A 19444-nucleotide genomic window follows, 5' to 3' on the forward strand; every position below is an offset into this window, starting at 1 on the left:
CTCAGAAGGCTCCAGCTTACGTGTTTGTATCGGCTAAGCTATTCTTTCTTTTTGGCAATCACAAGTACTTTGCCTTTATCGAGTTCACTCTCGTAAAAATCTGCCTCAGCTTCGGTGAAGCCCATCGAAACAATTTTGGCCCGGAGTTCATCACCGCGGGAGCGGAACAGATTCGCCAAGGAATCAAATACGCCTTCTTCCTTGATGCCAATCTCTTTGGCATCTGCCGTATCGGCAATCCGATCTGTACGATCCTTTTCATGGGCTAGAACGAAGATATGATCAGCAAGGTATCCGGTAATCTGCAATTCTTTCACCGCTTCTACCGCTTGGACTCCGTTTTCTACCACTTTTGCATAAGCTTGCGCATTGGTTGAATTCATCGTTTCCACTCTCCTCTGATTGTTCTTCTTTATCGAGCTACTTAGTATATAACCATACGATATCGGGTTGAAACGTTTCTGGATTAACCAATCCTAGGAAACCGATTCATCAAAGAGGTCTATTCCTTCAATATGATTGGAGCCTGGCTTCATATATACCTTCAGCGCCTGACTTCCTCGAAGAAATACTTCTCCATCCTCTGCTACATAATACGGCTTGCCCAAAACATCTCGAATGGCCTCAATATTCATATCAATCCATTCCTGATTAAGCTTCAGACGTTTCTCGGAAGCATCAATATGCACATAATTGACCACTCCTGTATCTTCGCAGAGCCCAACCGTTACATCTTTGAATTGATACTCAGGGCAACCCAGGTATGGATCAAGTTCCTTATGAACCGGTTTGCCTTTATTGGCTAATATATCATTCACGCTGTCATCCAGAGAAATGTCATTCAGAGTCCGAAAGTGCTGGACAGGTCCGGATCGATCAGCAGCCAGAATGATCTCTGGTGTCTCCTCTTTCACTACCGTCCATTGCATATCATGAGCAGCGGGTACCGCTGCCGGTTGAACGGAAAAGGGAGAAATTACGCTAAACATAACAAGCAGTAGTTTCATCATGATTCTCACCCTTTCATCAGGTTCATCACCGCTCTGAAGACTTCTATTCATTACAAAACGGTCATGCTATTTCCGCATACGTTGCCATACATTAGCGGCTACATCCACATATTTCAGCCAGCCTTTTCCGCCTTTGGCATCATCATGATATGTAGCTTCATAGGATTGCAGTGTCCGATCTGTCGGTGTAGCAGGCGGCGTCTGTACTACATTCGCTACTTCTGAACGTTTGTTCTGTTCAGTGCTGCTGCGTTTCGTCTGAAACTTGGCCATCAAAGTGGATGACACCTGCTTTGCTGCTTCCGTCACTTCGTTCAGCACTTCACCCAGATTCTGTACAGATTCCATAACGGGATCAATTTGTTTCATTTTGTGCTGCACATCAACTGTAATATCATTGGCATGCCTTACCGTCTGTTTAACTTCATAACTAAGCTCATCAATGGTCTTCTGAACTTCCTGCAGTGTCTGTGACACATTGTCGAGTGAACCCTGAGCGGACTTCAAGGTACGAATTAAAAAGAATACAAGTACTGCAAATGCAATTGCAATTAAAGCCACACTAATTTGATAGATCATAAAAGAACCTCACTTTCCAGTATAAATCGGTTTTGTTATTGCTTAGTTACCCGACCCATTCCGAGGCGAAACAAATAGGATATGAACTGTATAAACAACTCCTCCTGGTAAAATATCGCAATGTTTCAACCCTAAAGGCCTCGGTTAAAGAACAACTACACACGGCAGTGAGACGAACACTTCTCGCTACCAAGTTCTATAAACGAAAGGATGATACACATGTTGAAATGGTCGGTACTATTTCTAATTATTGCTCTTGTTGCAGGTATTTTCGGATTCTTCGGTATTGTTGAAGCAGCTGCTTCGATTGCCAAAGTACTCTTCTTCATCTTTGTTGTACTGTTCGTCATCTCCCTGATTACGGGACGCAGTCGAATGCGATGAATAGGGCTTCCCAATTATGAACAGCACTCGATACATACAAAAGCCTATCGCGCTTGCAAAAGCCGGTAGGCTTTTGTGCGTTCATAATATCTTTTTTACAACAATTTTCCCAAAGCACATTACGACTTCTCTCTATTATGTATTACGCTCCCTTCTGGTCTATTCATCGCTTCTCCCCGATTACATCATAAAAACAGGACCATTATGACATAGCCAACCCGGTTTTCTCCCACCGAAGTATGATATTTACAGGCTCTCCTTATACCCACATATGCTCCAGTTGACACTGGAGAATCCAAGAAAATATTGTTATAATTTGTGATTCACAAGTGAGCTTGCTTGGTTACTTTTAACACAGGACAACAAACTACATACCTAACCGAGGAGGAAAAACAAATGAAAAAAATCGTAAGTTTTGCCGCTGCTCTGACTTTGATGGGATCCATGGCTGCTGCCGCAGGTGCTGAGGAAGCGGTTACCGGAACGGTAGCTCCAGAAACAGGAACTCCTACAACCACAACAACGCCAGCTGTTGAAGTGAACAAACCTGCTGTAGACACTGTAGAAGGCACAGCTGAGACCGTAACTGGCACAACAGTAGACACAACGGGTACAGAAGGTACTTCAACGACTACTGAAACAACAACTTCAACAAAGGATGACAAAATCTTTGATGAGCCTGTTGTGAAAGCAGGAGATGAGGTTCTGGTCCCTACAATGCTGCTCAACCTGTTGGAGCGCACATGGTTCTATGATGCACCTAATGGCAAACCAATCGGTGCACTGGGTTCCCAAGTCATCGATACGACAGGTGAAGTTGTAGATGGATTCGATGGTGGTCAATGGGTACAAGTGTATACATGGAAAGGTAAAGCTTGGATCCACGTTGCTATTCAATAGTATCGTATAATCGTTCTAACGATAAGTAAAGAGGACAGCACGCAGGCAGCGGCTGTCCTCTTTTCATTTGAAAATGCGCTTATTTCCGGTTTGTCCCTACCCATTTCAAGGACTTTCCGTCGTTCCTTCTTCCATCTTCGGCTCCACATGCACATGTACATGCATAATATTATGTGAACGTTTCAAGCGCTCTTCGACCCGGTCACAGATCTGATGACCTTCGATTAGGCTCAGTCCTCCATCCACCTCAATAACCACATCCACCAGTACATGACTGCCGTGCACACGCGCCTTCACGTCCTTGATCATTTCCACACCAGGAACCCGCGCCACAGAGGATCTTAGGTCTGTCAGTTCTTTCTGATCAAATCCGTCCGTCAGACGATGTGTTGAATCACGGAAAATCTCCCAAGCTGTCTTACAAATCAACAGACCTACAGCAATTGCAGCTACTTTGTCCAACCAAGGAAGGCCAAATTGTGCACCGATGATCCCGATCGCAGCCCCTATGCTGACCCAGGCATCCGAACGATTATCTTTGGCCGCAGCCATCAGGGCCTGACTGTTAATTTGTTTGGCAAGACGATGATTGTAACGATATACGCCCAGCATTACCAGCGCACAGACAACGGCAACTGCTGCTGACCACAGGTTTGGTGCTACAAAGTTTCCTTCATACCAGGAACGAACTGCTTCAACCAATACCTGCAGGCCAACCATGGCCATAATAAATGAAGCAATTAGGGCAGCGACTGTTTCCGCTCTAAAGTGACCATAGGCATGATCGGAATCAGGTGGCTTCTGGGATATGCGAAGTCCGATCAATACAGCAACCGACGCAACAATATCTGTAAGGTTATTAAAACCATCCGCCAGCAAAGCGCTGGAAGCAAACAAATATCCGCAGATCAATTTAAAAGCAGACAAGACCAGATAGGCCACAATACTGACCCAAGCCCCGCGCTCTCCTTTGCGTATTTCTTCGTAGGCGTTCAAACCGGGCGACACTCCTTTAACGTTTCGTATTACGGTTGTTCCATGTTACCAAATGCGTACTGTGTGGGTCTATAGAAACAGTGTTGCCAAGCTGCATTGCTGTAGGGAAGCCGAAACAAAGTTGCCAGACCGCAGGGCTGTAGGTGAAGAGAAAAAATGTTGGCTCAGTCAAAAAAGTGAAGGTTTTCAGCATTTTATCAGGTTGCCCTTGTGGGGCTTTTGTAAAACGTATAAAATGAGTACATCCCGTCCAATTTGGACGGCTTACTGTAAGACCGGGAGGGAAATAACGATGAGCGATAATAACGAACCGAAAAAGGTCAGTTTGCAGGATGCTATACGCCAGAAACTGGCACAGAAGAAAGAACAGGCAAACACCGGTAACCAATCCAGTGCCTATTTTGAAGGCGGCCCTAAAGCAATGAAGAGCCAAAACAACAAAAAGCCTAACAATCAGCGCCGCCGTACTGGCGGATCCTAGACCGCAAGAAGCTCTTGTATGAGATGTTTCTATGGTTACAGGATCACCCTGTATGACCAAAAAAGAACCGCAAGTCTCCTCTGGAGAGCTTGCGGTTCTTTTTATCTTTTATAAGAACGTATGGTTAACTACGTTAACCATACTCAATGTAGACAGAATAGCTTATCTTAAGCTTCTACCGGATACATTTTGTTACGCAATTCTTTAATTTCGTCACTTTCCAGGTACTCATCATAGCTCATTTGGCGATCAATAACGCCGTTTGGCGTGATTTCAATAATCCGGTTAGCGATGGTTTGAATGAACTGATGGTCATGGGATGTAAACAGCATGGTGCCGTCAAAATCAATCATACCGTTGTTCAGTGCGGTAATGGACTCCAGATCCAAGTGGTTCGTTGGCTCATCTAGAATCAGAGCGTTAGCGCCTGTTTGCATCATTTTCGCCAACATACAACGAACTTTCTCTCCCCCGGAGAGTACACTTGCTTTTTTCAGGGATTCCTCGCCTGAGAACAACATACGACCCAAGAATCCACGCAGGTACGTTTCATCCTGATCTTTGGAATATTGACGAAGCCAGTCCACGAGACTCATATCTACTCCGTCAAAATATTTGGAGTTGTCTTTCGGGAAATAAGCCTGGGTTGTAGTGATACCCCAAGTGTATTCGCCACTATCCGCTTCTGTTTCACCCATAAGGATATCAAACAACAATGATTTGGCATTACCGTTCGGGCCAACAAAGGCAATCTTATCCCCTTTATTCACCACAAAGCTGAGATCATTCAGCATGTTCACACCATCAATTGTTTTGTTGATACGGTCAACGGTCAACAATTGTTTACCGGCTTCACGCTCAGGTTTGAAGTTGATAAACGGATACTTACGGTTTGATGGACGAAGGTCATCCAGCGTGATTTTGTCGAGTTGTTTCTTACGCGAAGTCGCTTGCTTCGATTTGGAAGCATTCGCCGAGAAGCGTTGAATAAAGGCTTGCAAGTCTTTAATCTTCTCTTCTTTTTTCTTATTAGCATCACGTTGCAAAGCAAGTGCCAATTGGCTGGATTCATACCAGAAATCGTAGTTACCTACGTACAGCTGGATTTTACCGAAATCAATATCTGCAATGTGTGTACATACTTTGTTCAGGAAGTGACGGTCATGGGATACTACAATAACGGTACCTTCATAGTCCATGAGGAAGTTTTCCAGCCATTGAATGGATTCGAGATCCAAGTGGTTGGTAGGCTCATCGAGCAACAGGTTGTTTGGACGACCAAACAAGGCTTGTGCAAGTAGGACACGAACTTTTTCGTTACCGCTCAGTTCAACCATTTTCTTCTCATGCATATCACGATCGATACCCAGACCGATCAAGAGTGCCGCTGCATCCGGCTCAGCATCCCAACCGTTCAGCTCAGCAAACTCGCCTTCAAGCTCTCCGGCACGCAGGCCGTCTTCTTCAGTGAAGTCCGCTTTGGCATACAGCGTATCTTTCTCTTTCATAATGGCATAGAGGCGACTGTGGCCCATAATTACCGTTTCGAGCACTTGATATTCATCATATTCGAAGTGGTTTTGCTTCAATACGGCCATGCGTTCGCCCGGGGTGATGTGCACCTCTCCCGAGTTCGATTCAATTTCACCGGACAAAATTTTCAAAAATGTTGATTTGCCGGCTCCATTGGCGCCGATCAGGCCGTAACAGTTGCCTGGTGTGAATTTGATATTCACATCTTCAAAGAGTGCACGTTTTCCGTAGCGAAGCGTGATGCCGCTTGTACTGATCATTAAGCATTACCATCCTTTATTTATTAATCTGCATACTGCATGAATAGCAACTTGCATTAATCTTGGATTCAATATCCCGATGCCTATTCTGGCACCATATTATAACACAAAAAAGCGGCAAATTCGAAAATTGGCCGCTTTTTACTCGTTAAAGATTTGGTAATCGTTTATTCATGCGGATATACCCTTACATTAGCATATTTGGATCACTTTTGTTAGTCCTGTTTGCTTTCTTCGTGTCGAATACGCAATGTTTCCCCATGTCCGAGCACCCGAATGCGCTCTGCGTTGATTCCAAGTCGTTCTCGTTCAACTTCCATTCGATCCAGCGCTTCCTTAGGTGTGTCATCCGCTAACTTAAATGTTCCATAATGCATGGGAACCATAAGCTGGGAACCCGTTTCTACAAATCCCTGCAACGCTTCTTCCGGCGTCACATGCTGGGATGTCATGAACCATTCCGGGTCGTACGCACCGATTGGCATCAGGGTAACACCGATGTCGAAGCGTTCTCCAATCGTTTTGAATCCCTGAAAGTATCCTGTATCCCCTACAAAATAAATGATTGGCGGACCGCCAGAAGATTGATCAGCCGATGCCTCTATTGACTCATCCGTTCCTGCTGCTCGGGAAATTTCATGACCATGTCCTTCGCTCGTCGCGGCACTCTCCTCCGACGGAATGACTGCCGGGTGATTTTGTTCCAATACATAACCGCCCCAATGGGACGTGTTGGTATCAAATAGGGTTCGGCGTGTCCAGTGCTGCGCGGGTACAAAGGTTATTTTGACCCCGCCAAGCGTAATATGTTCCCACCACTTCATCTCATGACACCGATGGAAACCTTTGCGCACCATTTTGCGCTTGAGACCATCGGGAACGATGAGCAGTGTCTTGGCTGTGACCAACTTCCGCAGCGATGCGAGATGCAAATGATCATAGTGTGAATGCGAGATCAAAATGACATCCAGAGGCGGAATATCCTGAATCGGAATGCCAGGGGCACCGAGTCTGCGCTGAAACCCCATTTTTTCCGCCCAGACCGGGTCTGTCACGATGTTTAGTCCATGATATTGAATGAAAAACGTGGAATGACCAATCCAGGTAATCGTGGTTTCAGCCCGGTTGGCGTGCAGATAATCCAGTTCAGGTGGGTGCTTGGGCACGGTGTAGGAATAATCCTTAACTTTGCTGCGCCGTTGCTCCCTCCATTGCTTGAATTCCTTCAGCGTTTTGTCCGTACTTACATTATCAATGTTGTTATAACGGATTTTCGGCATGAAAGGGCCCTCCTCCCTTCCTCGTATCTTAACAAAAGATTACCCCGAATTGGAAAGTACGTACCAACGAATCAATCCTTTGGATTTTTGCACTTCGCCAAGTAGACGAACAAAAACGCAATTGCAGCCACGATAATCAGTGGCGGGGCGTACATAATCGTAAAGGTCTCAAAAAAACTTAATCCCGTTATACCGGGAATACCCCTCACTCCCTCGTCAGAGCTGAGAAGTAACCGTGGAAGCATGATGAACAGCTTGTTGGGAAGCATGAACGGACTCATCCTTTCTTTTTGCCAGCATTACCTCGCACATAATTGGCATCAAACAGAAACAGCTTCATAATGAGCACGAGTGAAGGAATGAGCACCAGCAGTCCCAGGCTGAACGCCGTAATGAGCGCAATACCCATCGTCTTGTTCGTAAAGCTGTCGAAAATATTAATGTACGGATACAGAATGTATGGAAGATGTGAGCGCCCATAGCCGTACCAGGCAAAGGCGAACTGCAGCATCACGGCGATAAAACACCAGCCCAAATATTTACGTTTCCATACCAGCGAGACGGCGATCACAAAACAGATAAAAGATGCGATAAACATCCATGAGATATTTAACATCTGCTCAAAGTGTGCGGGATTCTGTTTGTTAATCTGTAAAAATGCCAGAAAGCTGGCAAAAATCGTAGGCAGACTCCATAAGAGTGCATACTCCCGAAGAACTTCAAACGCAGTCTCATCCTCCGCCCGCTTGGCATAGTAGGAAAGAAACATCGCTGAGATATAGAGCACACTTACCAGTGCAAGCAATACAACAGACCAGGTATACGGATTCGTCAAAAACTCACGCCAGCGAAAAAATACCTGATCACCCACCTGCTCAATAATTCCACCTTCGGATATCGCCAAAATGGTGGAAAACACCGCCGGAATCAGCAATCCCGTCGCTCCATACAATGCCATGTAAATCCGGCTGTTCTGACCATTGTTCCCATAGGTATTATAGGCGTAGTACACGCCCCGGATCGCAAGCAGCACAATCGCTAATGAACCTGGAACAAGCAGCGCTGTCCCATAATAAAAAGCGCTATCCGGATAAAATCCGACCAGACCAACAACAAAAAAGATCAGAAACACATTCGTCACTTCCCACACGGGTGAGAGATAGCGCTGAATAATGTTATGGATTTTGTTCTCGTGTCCGGTTAATATGCTGTAAAAGCTGAAAAATCCGGCCCCAAAATCAATCGAAGCCACGATCAGATATCCAAACAGAAACGTCCACAAGATCGCGATGCCTGCAATTTCAAAGCTCAATGCACGATCCCTCCTTCCAGACCAAGAGACTCCAGTTCCTTCTCTGCTTCCTTGTTACGGAACAGCTTGCTGAGTACCCGAATCGCTGAAAAGCAAAGGATCAGGTACAGCAGAATAAACAGAACCAGCATCCAGCCTACGGAGGACGATGTTGTTGCTGCTTCCGACACCTTCATGTACCCGCGCAATATCCATGGCTGTCTGCCGACCTCGGCAAACATCCAGCCGAGCTCAATGGCAATCATGGCCAAGGGTCCAAGCAGGACGATGCCGAGCAAGAGCCATTTGGGATAAGGCTTGCGCCCCGGCAGCCAGCGTCGGAACACATAGAGCACCGGGATCAGCAGAATGATCACACCGGTCGTTACTTTCAGGTCAAACATATAGTGAATGGACAACGGTGGCCTCAGATCGGCCGGAAATTCTTCAAGTCCTTTCACTTCCGTGTCCGGTCTGTTTCCCGCCAGTATGCTGAGTGCATAGGGGATCTCAATGGCGTATTTCACTTCATTGTTCTCATCAAGGATACCCCCATACACTAGCGGCGCCTTCGTCATCGTTTTAAAATGCCACTCTGCGGCGGCCAGCTTCTCCGGCTGGTATTTGGCCAGAAATTTACCGGAAGAATCTCCGATCATGACGGTGCTGACCGCAAATACGAGCGCACATACCGTTGTGAGTTTAAGCGCCTTTTTGTAATACACATGATCCCGACCCCGAAGCAAGCTGAATGCGGCGATGCCTGCCAATATACCCGCACTCAATGTGTATGACGAGGCGAGCACGTGAGATACCTTGGTCGGGGTAGCCGGATTCAGCATCGCAGCAATTGGATGGATGTCCTTCATGATGCCATTAATCAGGGTAAACCCCTGAGGCTGGTTCATGAAAGAATTCACCGTTGTTATGAATATCGCGGAGGCAGAGGATCCTAGAGCCACCGGAATCAACAGCAGCATATGGGTATATTTCTTTTTGAAACGGTCCCATGTGTAAAGGTAGATTCCAAGAAAGATGGCCTCTATAAAAAAGGCGAACGTCTCCATAAACAGCGGCAAGGCAATCGCCTGCCCCGCTACTCGCATAAACATCGGCCACAGCAGGCTGAGCTGTAAACCAATTGAGGTGCCTGTAACTACACCAACTGCAACGGTAATAACGAAACCTCGCGCCCATCTGCGCGCCAGCAAGGTGTAATGGATATCATTGGTGCGCAGTCCGCGCCATTCAGCCAAGGCGATCATGAGTGGAACGCCTACACCGATGGAAGCAAAAATGATGTGCACAAACAGGGTAAGACCGGTCAGCATCCGGCTGAGCAGAACAGGATCCAGGGATGACATGGGTTACACTCCTCTTTCACATAATCGTTATGTACGACTGACTTCATACCGCCTGTGTGACGATATGCCTCAATAACTCATGATCCGGATAATACTTTTGACAACGGCATACAGCACGATCACGGCTGCGACCAGGCAGACGATAATAAGGGTTTTCTCTTGTTTACGGAACATAGACCTGCCGTCCTCCTTTTGCATGGCATGCAAATTATGGCTCTATAGACAGTTTGCAAAAGAAGTTGTTTTTTTATCCGGGAAATTTTGAAAAACAAAAAAAGCCTTTACCTGTTTCAGGATGAAAGCATCCATCCTAACAAATAAAGACCTCTCTTGCTCTACAAGAGTTCATCCTGCTTGGGCAATCGAACCTTGAACGTACTTCCTTTGTGCGGCGCGGATATAAAGGTAAGCGTTCCCCTGGTGGTCCTCTACAATTTTGCGCGAAATGTAAAGCCCCAGTCCAGTCCCGCCAATCTGACGATGATCCGAATTGTCCACACGATAAAACTTCGTAAATAGCAGGTCCTGCACGTTCTCTGGAATACCTATTCCATAATCACGTACATCGATGCATAACCATTCTTTTTCTTCCCACAACGTAATATCAATTCGGTCTGCTCCAGGTGAGTACTTGACTGCATTACCTACCAAATTATGCAGCAACTGAACCATCCGATTCTGGTCCGCGTAAGCAAAAAAGTCTCCATTAAACGCATGTACATAAATACGCTGAATGGATTGCATATTCCATTGCTCAGCAACACCCTCAACCAACTCAAGCAACGGTACATACGTCTTATGATAGGTCATGCCTTCATTGTCCAGACGTTGAATATCAAGTACATCATCCAGCAGACTACTCAGCCGTGCGCCTTCCGAAGAAATGGTCTCCATGAAGTCCTGACGCTGTGAGGCGGGAAGATCATACATCATCATTAGTTCCACATAGCCCATAATGGTTGCTACAGGGGTACGAAGCTCATGGGACACCACGCTGATCAGTTCGTTTTTCATCCGATTCAGGCGTTCTTCCTCCGTACGATCACGGAACACCAGAAGAAATCCATGGTTTTTACCGGGAACATCCATTTGCTTCATGTACAGGGAAAATACACTCTTTTCCACATCATTGAATATAAATTCAGTCTCCACAAAGGCCAGTTCTCCGTTCAGAAAAGCACGAGTCTGCTCAACCAAATTGAAATCGGCGGTTAACACCAGGGTATCAATGGCATTGGCTAAATCTTCGATCGATCTGCCCGAAAAATCTCCGAGGCCAAACATTTCTTCCATTCTTCTATTCACTATTGTGATGGTGCCGGAACGATCTGACATGACCAGACCTTCCCGAACGGATTCAATGAAATGCTCACTGATGTCACGCTGTTCCTGAATGGCAACTTTTTCATGAAACAGCTCCGCATTCAGCTTCTCCAGAGCCAGCGCATGACGTACACGATCTTCTTCAGCCCTTGTGCGCTCGGTAATATCCTTGATAAACAAGTTATACAGCGTTTCGTTATTGCCCAATTGAATTTCTACAATTTTATACTCAATCGGAAAAACCGAACCATCCCAACGGATACCTGAGATCTCTTCCACGATGACATGCCGTTTACCCCGGATATATTCGAATCTTTCCAGCATTTCTTTGATTTCCATACAGCTCGCTCCCTGAAAAAGGGAAGGGGCATCCTTCTCGAATACTACTTCTTCTCGTTTCAGACCAAACATTCTTTCGGCTTCGGGATTAAACTCGATAATCAGTCCGTTTGAATCTACAGCAATAATGGCATCGATGGATGAATCAATAATGGCGCGTTTGATCTCCTCACTATTCTTCAGTTCTTTAGTTCGCTCTCTAACCCTGTCCTCCAGGGTGAGCTTGTCCTGACGAATCTGTTCGAATTGCTCTAGAAGCACATCAGCCATTTTGCGCAAATTACCAATCAGTATCTGTACTTCTGTTACATGGCTGGTTGGCCATTCCATCTCCCCATTACGAAATAACAGCCTCGGAAGAGAACCAGTCATGCGTGTAAGACGCTTCAATGGACTTATCACTTTTCGGCTGAGAGGAGCGGCGACAATCATGGAAGCCACAAAAATGATGAACAGAGATTGAAGTGTGGTCAAGTAGATCGCCTCAATCCGAGTGTAATAATTGGCTGAGTTGGTCTCAACAAATACTCGATATGGAGTGCTTGTAGTCATATCTGCTTCGTACATGAACGATGCCTGTTTCCAGTGAGTAAGTACATCACTATAATAAGCATCCCCGGAATGAAATAGTATGCTGTTCTCGCCTGGCTTGAGAACACGATATTTGTTGATATCCAGGTATTCTCCCACTTGGAGCGTATCCAGCCCAGAAGCAATGACCTTATCATTTGGGTCAAGAATGATGACATTCACACCCAGTAGATGATGATAACGCTCCATACTTTGATGCATGTTCTCTTGGGTTAGATATCGATCATTTAAATCCTTGATCACAGCATTCGCAGCATGTTTTAGATTAGATACAATGGTGTCATTGATCTGACCTAGCTGTCTTCGGCTATCGGCCGATAACAGAACAAGAGAGACAACGACTACAAAAGCTACGACGTATTTAAAAGCAATCCGTGTGAGCGGAATGGTTCCTGTCCGTTTCGACTTCAGCTCGCCATTGGTAATCCAGAAGTCCACCACAATACCTGCAATTAGTGCATTCACCATGCTAGTCACAGCAACATGCATATATCCATACTTTAATTCTTCAAGATTCATGCTCATCATGAAATATCCATAAAAGGTCACTGGCAATAACATCACGACCCAGAATGCAGCATTGGCCTTCATGACACTTCCATTCTTCCATCGGATCTGCCATCCCAGCATCCAGATTAATTCAATAGTATGAGCGCCAATCATAAAAAAACTATTTGGGACTAGACCCCCGAATAATACACCCAAGGTACAGATTGCTATCAAAGAAGTGAATCCGTATATGGCTCCATGTAAGCGCAAGGCAATAAAAGTTGCGGCTGTGCCGAACAACAGCTGTACCCCATAAAACAGAGTCAGCGGAAATATCGTTCCCAGCGTACCAAGGATAATTAGGATGGCCGTACCCAACCAAGGAATACGGAGTTTGATTACCATCCACTCCAACACCTTATTTACCTTTATGTAGTCCATAGGCAGCTGGCCTTATGACTGATTTCTATGTTTGCATTCAACAACAACGTTGGTACCTCCTATGGATTAAAGCTCGTAAGATCTACTTTATTTCCCTCAAACCGTTCTGATACATTATACTGTAATAACTACTCGATGTAGCTTTGGGAAATTTTGAATGATCGGCAATTGAGCTGCATTCATGGTAAAATACTGAAGTTTAGCTGAAACCCTATAGAACTTACTACATATGCATCCTATATTCTGGAATACAAACATTAAAAAATTTGCAGCATTTCCACACAATTACGGCTTTTTCTAAGAAGTTTCTTAACAAATTCATTTCATCAGGAGTGTGACCTCAATGTCTATCAAAGTTCTTCTTATAGAAGATGAGAAAAATCTGGCCGACATGATTGCTTTCTTTCTTGAGGAGGAGGGTTACATAACTGAACGGGTCCATCATGCACGCGAAGCACTTCAACTTTTCCCACGATTCCAGCCCGATATTGTAGTGACTGACTTGATGCTGCCTGAAACAGACGGTAATGATCTGGTTGATGCGTTTCGCCAACACTCGACTGTACCCATATTAATGATCTCAGCCAGCACCATGCTGAATGATCGGCTCCGAGCATTGCACAATGGTGCGGATGATTTTCTTTGTAAACCCTTTAGTCTAAAAGAGCTTGACGCACGAATTAAGGCATTATTGCGTAGATCGGCCATCTCCTACCCGGACAAGCCGATAAAAGAGGACAAACCTGCTGAAATTGTTGGACATGTCAGTGTGAATGAGTACAGAAGAACTTTGTTTGTGGATGGCCTTGAAATTGAGGTCACTCATATTGAGTTTGAAATTATGAAGGAATTGTACCGAAATCCCGGCAAAGTGTTCACCCGCAATGAACTCATGGATCGTATTAAAGGCTCAGAACGGGCATATCTGGACCGTACAATCGATGTGCACATCTCCAGCCTGCGTAAAAAAATTGAACCCGACCCCAAAAATCCAAGGTATATCAAGACGGTTTGGGGAACGGGATATAAATACGTCATTTAGTACACGCCGAAATGAAATAATGGCTCATGTCCTCTCTCTGTCATCGTCTAATCGACTGGGTTGAGGGCTGAGCTGTTTTTGTTTTGTATGCAAAAGAATGCAGCAACCGCTGGATTTCCATGATCAGCCGATCTGGTTCTTCCTCTTGCCAGAGGATCATCTTTATCAGGCCCGTACCCGTAATAAGCTGCAAATGGCGCTTGCGAATCAACGATTGAAAATCCGTAATCACCAGCAAAGGAATCTGAGGCATAAATGCCCGAATGGCATTCGCTGCTGATACGGCTTGCCCAGCGTCCTGATAATCCACAATACAATAGTGAGCTGTGCCCCATTCCTCCCCCTCCTCGTTATTTACGTTCTTTTCTCTCTTCATTGCGGGCTCCCTCTGCTCGTCTGTTATCCATTCATTCAACAATTCAATCATATTGTCATAATCAATACCACGACTTCCGTCCGAAAGTACGGTAATGGGTTCCATAGGTATAACCTCCAGTTCATTCTCTCTTCTTATTGTGCCAATCTTCATTTAAAAATGTTCGTGTGTGAACATAAAAGAAGTGTTAACTATCTTCGTACGTCTTAACAAACTGTGTAAGGTTCATTACCCATTTCGCAGTTTGCGGCAATTCATGTAAAATAGGGATATGCCCGTGTCCATTGCGGGAACTTTAAGAATGAATCCGGTACAGGAGGTTATGAACCGATGAATATTGTTTCCATTGAACCAACACCCAGTCCCAATACGATGATGCTGCATCTGGACGAACGTCTGGAGGACGGGATCCGCAGAACATATACACTGGATAACGAACGGTCTGCTCCGGCGTTTATTCGCCAGATGCTTCATATTCCCGGAGTAAAAAGTGTATTCCACACGACCGACTTCGTAGCTCTTGACCGCAAGGGAAATGCGGATTGGTCCGTCATACTTGGCGAAGTCCAAAGCCGTCTTGGCCAACAGGGAATTGATCTGGACTGGATTGAATCTGAAGATGCCTCTGGCGAGCACTTCGGTGAAGCACAGGTATTCGTTCAATTTTTCAGAGGTGTACCGATGCAAATTCGGGTCAAAGCCGGCGCCAAGGAAGAGCGCATTTCGCTCTCGGATCGATTCGTCAAAGCCGTTACTGAAGTCGCCAGTGCAACGCTGATCAAGGAACGGAAACTGAGTGACTATGGCGTTCGCTACGGTGAATTGCCTGAAATCGCAAGAGAAGTTGAACAGGAGCTGGAAGCAGCATATCCGCCTGAGCGTCTGGAACGCGTGATTCAACAAGCCATTGAGCACGGCTCCAATGCCGAAGAATTCGTGGAACGTCGCCGCCAGCTGGATGGTGCCGAGCTTGAAGAGGCTCTGCATAATGAGGACTGGAATGTTCGCTATGCTGCATTTGATGGCATGGAACCTACAGCAGAACGGCTGCCACTCGTTGCTCATGCACTCCATGACAATAAAATGCAGATACGCCGGCTGGCTGTTGTATATCTTGGTGATATCCGTACACCGGAAGCGATGGAATTGCTGTACGAAGCTCTGCAGGATAGTTCGCCTGCTGTACGTCGAACTGCCGGAGATACCCTCTCCGATATCGGTGATTCTGCAGCAACGGCAGCCATGACAGCTACGTTATCCGACAAGAGCAAGCTTGTACGCTGGCGTGCGGCCCGCTTCCTGTACGAAGTGGGAACCGAAGAAGCAGAGCAAGCTCTGCGGAAGGCAGCCGAAGATCCTGAGTTTGAAGTCAGCCTGCAAGCCAAAATGGCACTGGAACGGATTGAATCCGGGGAACAGGCAGCTGGAACCGTATGGCAGCAGATGGCTGGGCGTAACAAGACGTCGGAATAGTCCTTTCGATTCATATCCAACAATTGTTATTGCACTGGAATACCATGGGGGTTATACTGATTGTCTGTTTACTAAACAGGACATTGAGTGTTACGTTCTGTGATTTATAATTTCATAGACAATAGATACACCTCATCCATGATGATGAGGTAGAGGTCGCGGGTGCGATCAGTACGCTGAAGGAGGCGCTAAGGAGCCGCTTATGAATTCAGCCGAAAGGTGCACCCGCCGAAGCTCGCAGGACGGTTCCTTACGTTGTCCAGCGCGGCTGGGGCTGTTGCCGAAAGGTGCAGAACTGTCACAGATGTATGATGCCTTCCTCGGAGGGTATGATTTCTTCTGTGTTGAGCTATCTTAAACATCTGGGACGAGGTGCGGACGATTGATAATAAAGACCGCAGGCTAATGCCTGCGGTCTTTTGGTTATTTCCATTGTTCTGAACCCATTAGTACGCTGAAAGAAGGAGTGTTTCCATGCAAGACCGCAACAACCAAACTAACACAGGACCTACCCTGAAAAAAGGACTACGCGCAAGGCATATGACCATGATTGCACTCGGTGGATCCATTGGTACAGGACTGTTCCTCGCAAGCGGAACCGCTATTTCCAATGCAGGCCCCGGCGGTGCACTGATTGCTTACGTTGCCGTCGGCATCATGGTCTTCTTTCTTATGACCAGTCTCGGAGAGCTGGCTACCTTCATGCCTGACTCCGGTTCATTCAATACGTATGCGGCCCGCTTCGTCGATCCTGCCCTCGGGTTCGCCATGGGTTGGAACTTCTGGTACAACTGGGCCGTCACCATTGCAGCAGAACTCGCTGCAGCAACCGTACTCATCAAATACTGGTTTCCTGACAGTTCATCCATGTTGTGGAGTCTGTTGTTCCTCGTATTAATCTTTGCCCTAAATGTACTGTCTGTTAAAGGGTACGGAGAGTCGGAATACTGGTTTGCCATTATCAAAGTCGCTACAGTGATCATCTTCCTTACCGTTGGTGTGCTCATGATCTTCGGCATTATCGGCGGAGAAGCGGTTGGATTCAGTAACTTTACTATAGGAGACGCCCCATTCCATGGCGGATTCTTTGCGGTTCTCGGTGTATTTATGGCTGCCGGGTTCTCATTCCAGGGAACGGAGCTCATTGGCGTAGCAGCCGGTGAGAGCGAAAATCCGCGTGAAAATGTCCCTCGTGCTATTCGGCAAGTGTTCTGGCGTATTCTGATCTTCTACATTCTGGCAATTACAGTCATCAGTCTGATCATTCCTTACACACATCCGAATCTGCTTAAAGGTGATCTGAACAACATCGGAGTTAGTCCGTTTACTCTTGTCTTTGAAAAAGCCGGTCTGGCCATTGCTGCTTCCGTCATGAATGCCGTTATTCTGACCTCTGTACTGTCTGCCGGGAATTCAGGCATGTATGCTTCAAGTCGTGTTCTGTATGCTCTTGCCCGGGATGGCAAAGCGCCTCGCTTCTTGGGTCGGCTGAACAAAAAGGGCATTCCAATGAACGCCCTGCTCTTGACCACAGCGGTAGGTATGCTCGCCTTTCTAGCCTCCCTTTTCGGTGATGGCATTGTATACACCTGGCTGCTTAATGCATCCGGTATGTGTGGCTTTATCACCTGGCTCGGCATTGCCATCAGCCATTATCGCTTCCGCCGTGCGTATGTGGCCCAAGGTCGGGATTTGAACGATCTGCCCTACCGTGCACGCTGGTTCCCATTTGGTCCGATCTTTGCTTTTGTGTTATGTATCATCGTCATTATTGGACAGAACTATCAGGCGTTCACGGGTGATCAGATCGATTGGAGCGGAGCCCTCGTCGCTTACTTGAGCGTTCCGCTGTTCCTGATCTTATGGCTGGGTTATAAATTTATTAAGAAAACAAAAGTTGTACCATTACAGGAATGTGATTTTACAACTACAAATGAATAACGATATTGCACAGGCAACCTTCTTTCCACTGGAGAGAAGGTTGCCTTTTTGGTTCGTCCAAGTTTCGGGATAGCCATCATCCACGTAAAAAAAGAACGCTCATCCATGAGCGTCCTTGTTCACCATAAGGTGTGTCCTATTATAATCATTCATACAAAGTTTGATGTCACATGGTCCAGGTAATCTTCACACGCAGATCCACGGTATCCTCCATGTTGGACACGTAATACGATATCGACTTCATGCCAAGCTGATACAGATCCTGCAAATCCTCTACTAGTCCCGTTTCAGTACCCTTGTATCTGAAAGTCAGCGAGCTTCCGCCATCCTTGAGCACACTCTGAACTTTAGTTTTCAGCGCGGAATGACCACTAATCGCATCACTTTCGTCGTAGAGCGAGTATTCCAGTGTATGATACAGCTTCTGGTACGCGTTTGCCTTGCTGCCTCCCGCCTTCACCAAAGTTTGCAAAGCTTCACGATAGGGAGCAGATGCAGCAGGATACTTGCCTTTAGCTGTCCATACATGGTCACGTGCCATCTCATCATCACTGAGCAAATAATAATTGTGACTTACCTTGCCCTTACGGTCAGGAGTAGGATCATCCCACGTCGTATCCATATGGTACCACTTGCCATCCAGCTTGACGAGATTCCAGGCGTGTAATTGCTCACCAGCCGTTCCTTCCACAATCCGGTTCTCTATACCCACCTGCTCCAGCATGCGATAAGCCAGCAATGAATATCCCTGACATACAGTACTGCCGGTAACAAGTCCATCGTATGCAGTATATTTCTGCAAGGATGTATCGTAGGAAAGGTTAAGTACAATCCAGTCATGAATGACTTTAACTTTCTCATGATTCGTCATGCCAGGCACGATAATCTCTTTGAGCACGTTGGTCACCTTGCGGTTCACGTAGTCGGTTTGCTCCTTCGTTTCCCGATAGGCCAGCTTCACATGTACCTCTGCGGATACATTGGAGCCTTTATAGTTAAATGCATAGCTTTTAACGGTATATTGAATATAAGGATCACTGGTCATTGCTTCGTCAATGGAGCTCTGCAACTGTTTTTTGAGGCCTTTCACATTGCCTTTGTATGTAAAAACAAGTTCCTCTGTGCGCTGGGACATCGCATTCAGCAACGTCTCGCGCAGATCCGTATTCGTGGATATGTCCGATGTTCCCGACGCCGCGTACAGCTGATCCAGATCGACTGCATGTGGCAGTGCCACAGCAACAAGACAACCAGCCAATAGCAGGGTTATCACTCGTTTTCCGTGCTTGCCCATGAAAGGATACCACCTCTCTTTGCAAAGTTCTCATGCCTCATTGTATCACAAAAGGGA

Annotated in this window: 18 protein-coding genes and 1 riboswitch; of the genes, 6 read left to right on the top strand and 12 right to left on the bottom strand. The window is 46.2% G+C overall.

Features of this window, described 5'->3' with window-relative positions; genetic code table 11:
• Positions 1-38: 38 nt before the first annotated feature.
• The 3 genes from PTQ21_RS00610 to PTQ21_RS00620 form a co-directional block, all read right to left on the bottom strand.
• Positions 39-383 carry a YflT domain-containing protein gene (locus PTQ21_RS00610; protein ID WP_064640589.1) on the bottom strand — a complete coding sequence of 115 codons (345 nt, stop codon included), beginning with the start codon at positions 381-383 and terminating at the stop codon, positions 39-41.
• Between the two features lie 93 nt (positions 384-476).
• Positions 477-1010, bottom strand: coding sequence for a hypothetical protein (locus PTQ21_RS00615; protein ID WP_274568517.1), 534 nt, complete (start codon positions 1008-1010; stop codon positions 477-479).
• A 66-nt stretch (positions 1011-1076) separates the two neighbouring features.
• Positions 1077-1589: a DUF948 domain-containing protein gene (locus PTQ21_RS00620; protein ID WP_063566593.1), complete on the bottom strand. Its 513-nt coding sequence runs from the start codon at positions 1587-1589 to the stop codon at positions 1077-1079.
• A gap of 219 nt (positions 1590-1808) precedes the next feature.
• On the opposite strand from PTQ21_RS00620, the gene PTQ21_RS00625 reads away from it, so the two are divergent.
• Both PTQ21_RS00625 and PTQ21_RS00630 read left to right on the top strand, forming a co-directional pair.
• Positions 1809-1973 carry a DUF1328 domain-containing protein gene (locus PTQ21_RS00625; protein ID WP_017692264.1) on the top strand — a complete coding sequence of 55 codons (165 nt, stop codon included), beginning with the start codon at positions 1809-1811 and terminating at the stop codon, positions 1971-1973.
• A 396-nt stretch (positions 1974-2369) separates the two neighbouring features.
• Positions 2370-2873, top strand: coding sequence for a hypothetical protein (locus PTQ21_RS00630; protein WP_090954767.1), 504 nt, complete (start codon positions 2370-2372; stop codon positions 2871-2873).
• 105 nt (positions 2874-2978) lie between these two features.
• On the opposite strand, the gene PTQ21_RS00635 is transcribed toward PTQ21_RS00630, so the two are convergent.
• Complete coding sequence (locus PTQ21_RS00635; protein ID WP_063566592.1) at positions 2979-3869, bottom strand: cation diffusion facilitator family transporter; 891 nt, start codon at positions 3867-3869, stop codon at positions 2979-2981.
• Between the two features lie 292 nt (positions 3870-4161).
• Between PTQ21_RS00635 and PTQ21_RS00640 the strand changes: the two genes are divergently transcribed.
• Positions 4162-4350 carry a hypothetical protein gene (locus tag PTQ21_RS00640; protein WP_063566591.1) on the top strand — a complete coding sequence of 63 codons (189 nt, stop codon included), beginning with the start codon at positions 4162-4164 and terminating at the stop codon, positions 4348-4350.
• A gap of 167 nt (positions 4351-4517) precedes the next feature.
• On the opposite strand, the gene PTQ21_RS00645 is transcribed toward PTQ21_RS00640, so the two are convergent.
• The 6 genes from PTQ21_RS00645 to PTQ21_RS00670 all read right to left on the bottom strand — a co-directional run bounded on the left by PTQ21_RS00645 (position 4518) and on the right by PTQ21_RS00670 (position 13225).
• Positions 4518-6143, bottom strand: a complete 1626-nt coding sequence (locus tag PTQ21_RS00645; RefSeq protein ID WP_063566590.1) for an ABC-F family ATP-binding cassette domain-containing protein — start codon at positions 6141-6143, stop codon at positions 4518-4520.
• A 215-nt stretch (positions 6144-6358) separates the two neighbouring features.
• The gene (locus PTQ21_RS00650) at positions 6359-7423 is read right to left on the bottom strand and encodes an MBL fold metallo-hydrolase (protein ID WP_064640592.1); all 1065 of its coding nucleotides are present in this window, start codon (positions 7421-7423) and stop codon (positions 6359-6361) included.
• 71 nt (positions 7424-7494) lie between these two features.
• Complete coding sequence (cydS, locus tag PTQ21_RS00655) at positions 7495-7692, bottom strand: cytochrome bd oxidase small subunit CydS family protein (protein ID WP_063566588.1); 198 nt, start codon at positions 7690-7692, stop codon at positions 7495-7497.
• Positions 7693-7700: 8 nt separating this feature from the next.
• Positions 7701-8735: a cytochrome d ubiquinol oxidase subunit II gene (locus PTQ21_RS00660; RefSeq protein ID WP_063566587.1), complete on the bottom strand. Its 1035-nt coding sequence runs from the start codon at positions 8733-8735 to the stop codon at positions 7701-7703.
• Complete coding sequence (locus PTQ21_RS00665; protein WP_063566586.1) at positions 8732-10078, bottom strand: cytochrome ubiquinol oxidase subunit I; 1347 nt, start codon at positions 10076-10078, stop codon at positions 8732-8734. The genes PTQ21_RS00660 and PTQ21_RS00665 overlap by 4 nt, the downstream gene beginning before the upstream one ends.
• A 345-nt stretch (positions 10079-10423) precedes the next feature.
• Complete coding sequence (locus tag PTQ21_RS00670) at positions 10424-13225, bottom strand: PAS domain S-box protein (protein WP_274568519.1); 2802 nt, start codon at positions 13223-13225, stop codon at positions 10424-10426.
• Positions 13226-13604: 379 nt separating this feature from the next.
• On the opposite strand from PTQ21_RS00670, the gene PTQ21_RS00675 reads away from it, so the two are divergent.
• Positions 13605-14303 (top strand): response regulator transcription factor, encoded by a 699-nt coding sequence (locus PTQ21_RS00675; protein ID WP_064640594.1) that lies wholly within the window; start codon positions 13605-13607, stop codon positions 14301-14303.
• Positions 14304-14343: 40 nt separating this feature from the next.
• Here the strand turns inward: PTQ21_RS00675 and PTQ21_RS00680 are convergent, their stop codons facing one another.
• Positions 14344-14784, bottom strand: a complete 441-nt coding sequence (locus PTQ21_RS00680; protein ID WP_090811386.1) for a hypothetical protein — start codon at positions 14782-14784, stop codon at positions 14344-14346.
• A gap of 225 nt (positions 14785-15009) precedes the next feature.
• Between PTQ21_RS00680 and PTQ21_RS00685 the strand changes: the two genes are divergently transcribed.
• Positions 15010-16152, top strand: a complete 1143-nt coding sequence (locus PTQ21_RS00685; RefSeq protein WP_064640596.1) for a virulence factor — start codon at positions 15010-15012, stop codon at positions 16150-16152.
• A 142-nt stretch (positions 16153-16294) separates the two neighbouring features.
• Positions 16295-16512, top strand: a riboswitch (Lysine riboswitch).
• Between the two features lie 114 nt (positions 16513-16626).
• Positions 16627-18093: an amino acid permease gene (locus PTQ21_RS00690; protein WP_072735555.1), complete on the top strand. Its 1467-nt coding sequence runs from the start codon at positions 16627-16629 to the stop codon at positions 18091-18093.
• A gap of 166 nt (positions 18094-18259) precedes the next feature.
• On the opposite strand, the gene PTQ21_RS00695 is transcribed toward PTQ21_RS00690, so the two are convergent.
• Entirely contained in the window at positions 18260-19387 is a 1128-nt protein-coding gene (locus tag PTQ21_RS00695; RefSeq protein ID WP_063566580.1) for a transglutaminase domain-containing protein, read from the bottom strand.
• Positions 19388-19444: the final 57 nt, after the last annotated feature.

Origin of the sequence: Paenibacillus marchantiae (assembly GCF_028771845.1) — a bacterium.
Lineage (GTDB): Bacteria > Bacillota > Bacilli > Paenibacillales > Paenibacillaceae > Paenibacillus > Paenibacillus marchantiae.

Coding starts and splice junctions, on each gene's coding strand:
- PTQ21_RS00610 (WP_064640589.1), bottom strand. CDS start 383: ATGAATTCAACCAATGCGCAAGCTTATGCAAAAGTGGTAGAAAACGGA.
- PTQ21_RS00615 (WP_274568517.1), bottom strand. CDS start 1,010: ATGATGAAACTACTGCTTGTTATGTTTAGCGTAATTTCTCCCTTTTCC.
- PTQ21_RS00620 (WP_063566593.1), bottom strand. CDS start 1,589: ATGATCTATCAAATTAGTGTGGCTTTAATTGCAATTGCATTTGCAGTA.
- PTQ21_RS00625 (WP_017692264.1), top strand. CDS start 1,809: ATGTTGAAATGGTCGGTACTATTTCTAATTATTGCTCTTGTTGCAGGT.
- PTQ21_RS00630 (WP_090954767.1), top strand. CDS start 2,370: ATGAAAAAAATCGTAAGTTTTGCCGCTGCTCTGACTTTGATGGGATCC.
- PTQ21_RS00640 (WP_063566591.1), top strand. CDS start 4,162: ATGAGCGATAATAACGAACCGAAAAAGGTCAGTTTGCAGGATGCTATA.
- PTQ21_RS00645 (WP_063566590.1), bottom strand. CDS start 6,143: ATGATCAGTACAAGCGGCATCACGCTTCGCTACGGAAAACGTGCACTC.
- PTQ21_RS00650 (WP_064640592.1), bottom strand. CDS start 7,423: ATGCCGAAAATCCGTTATAACAACATTGATAATGTAAGTACGGACAAA.
- cydS (WP_063566588.1), bottom strand. CDS start 7,692: ATGCTTCCCAACAAGCTGTTCATCATGCTTCCACGGTTACTTCTCAGC.
- PTQ21_RS00665 (WP_063566586.1), bottom strand. CDS start 10,078: ATGTCATCCCTGGATCCTGTTCTGCTCAGCCGGATGCTGACCGGTCTT.
- PTQ21_RS00670 (WP_274568519.1), bottom strand. CDS start 13,225: ATGGTAATCAAACTCCGTATTCCTTGGTTGGGTACGGCCATCCTAATT.
- PTQ21_RS00675 (WP_064640594.1), top strand. CDS start 13,605: ATGTCTATCAAAGTTCTTCTTATAGAAGATGAGAAAAATCTGGCCGAC.
- PTQ21_RS00680 (WP_090811386.1), bottom strand. CDS start 14,784: ATGGAACCCATTACCGTACTTTCGGACGGAAGTCGTGGTATTGATTAT.
- PTQ21_RS00685 (WP_064640596.1), top strand. CDS start 15,010: ATGAATATTGTTTCCATTGAACCAACACCCAGTCCCAATACGATGATG.
- PTQ21_RS00690 (WP_072735555.1), top strand. CDS start 16,627: ATGCAAGACCGCAACAACCAAACTAACACAGGACCTACCCTGAAAAAA.
- PTQ21_RS00695 (WP_063566580.1), bottom strand. CDS start 19,387: ATGGGCAAGCACGGAAAACGAGTGATAACCCTGCTATTGGCTGGTTGT.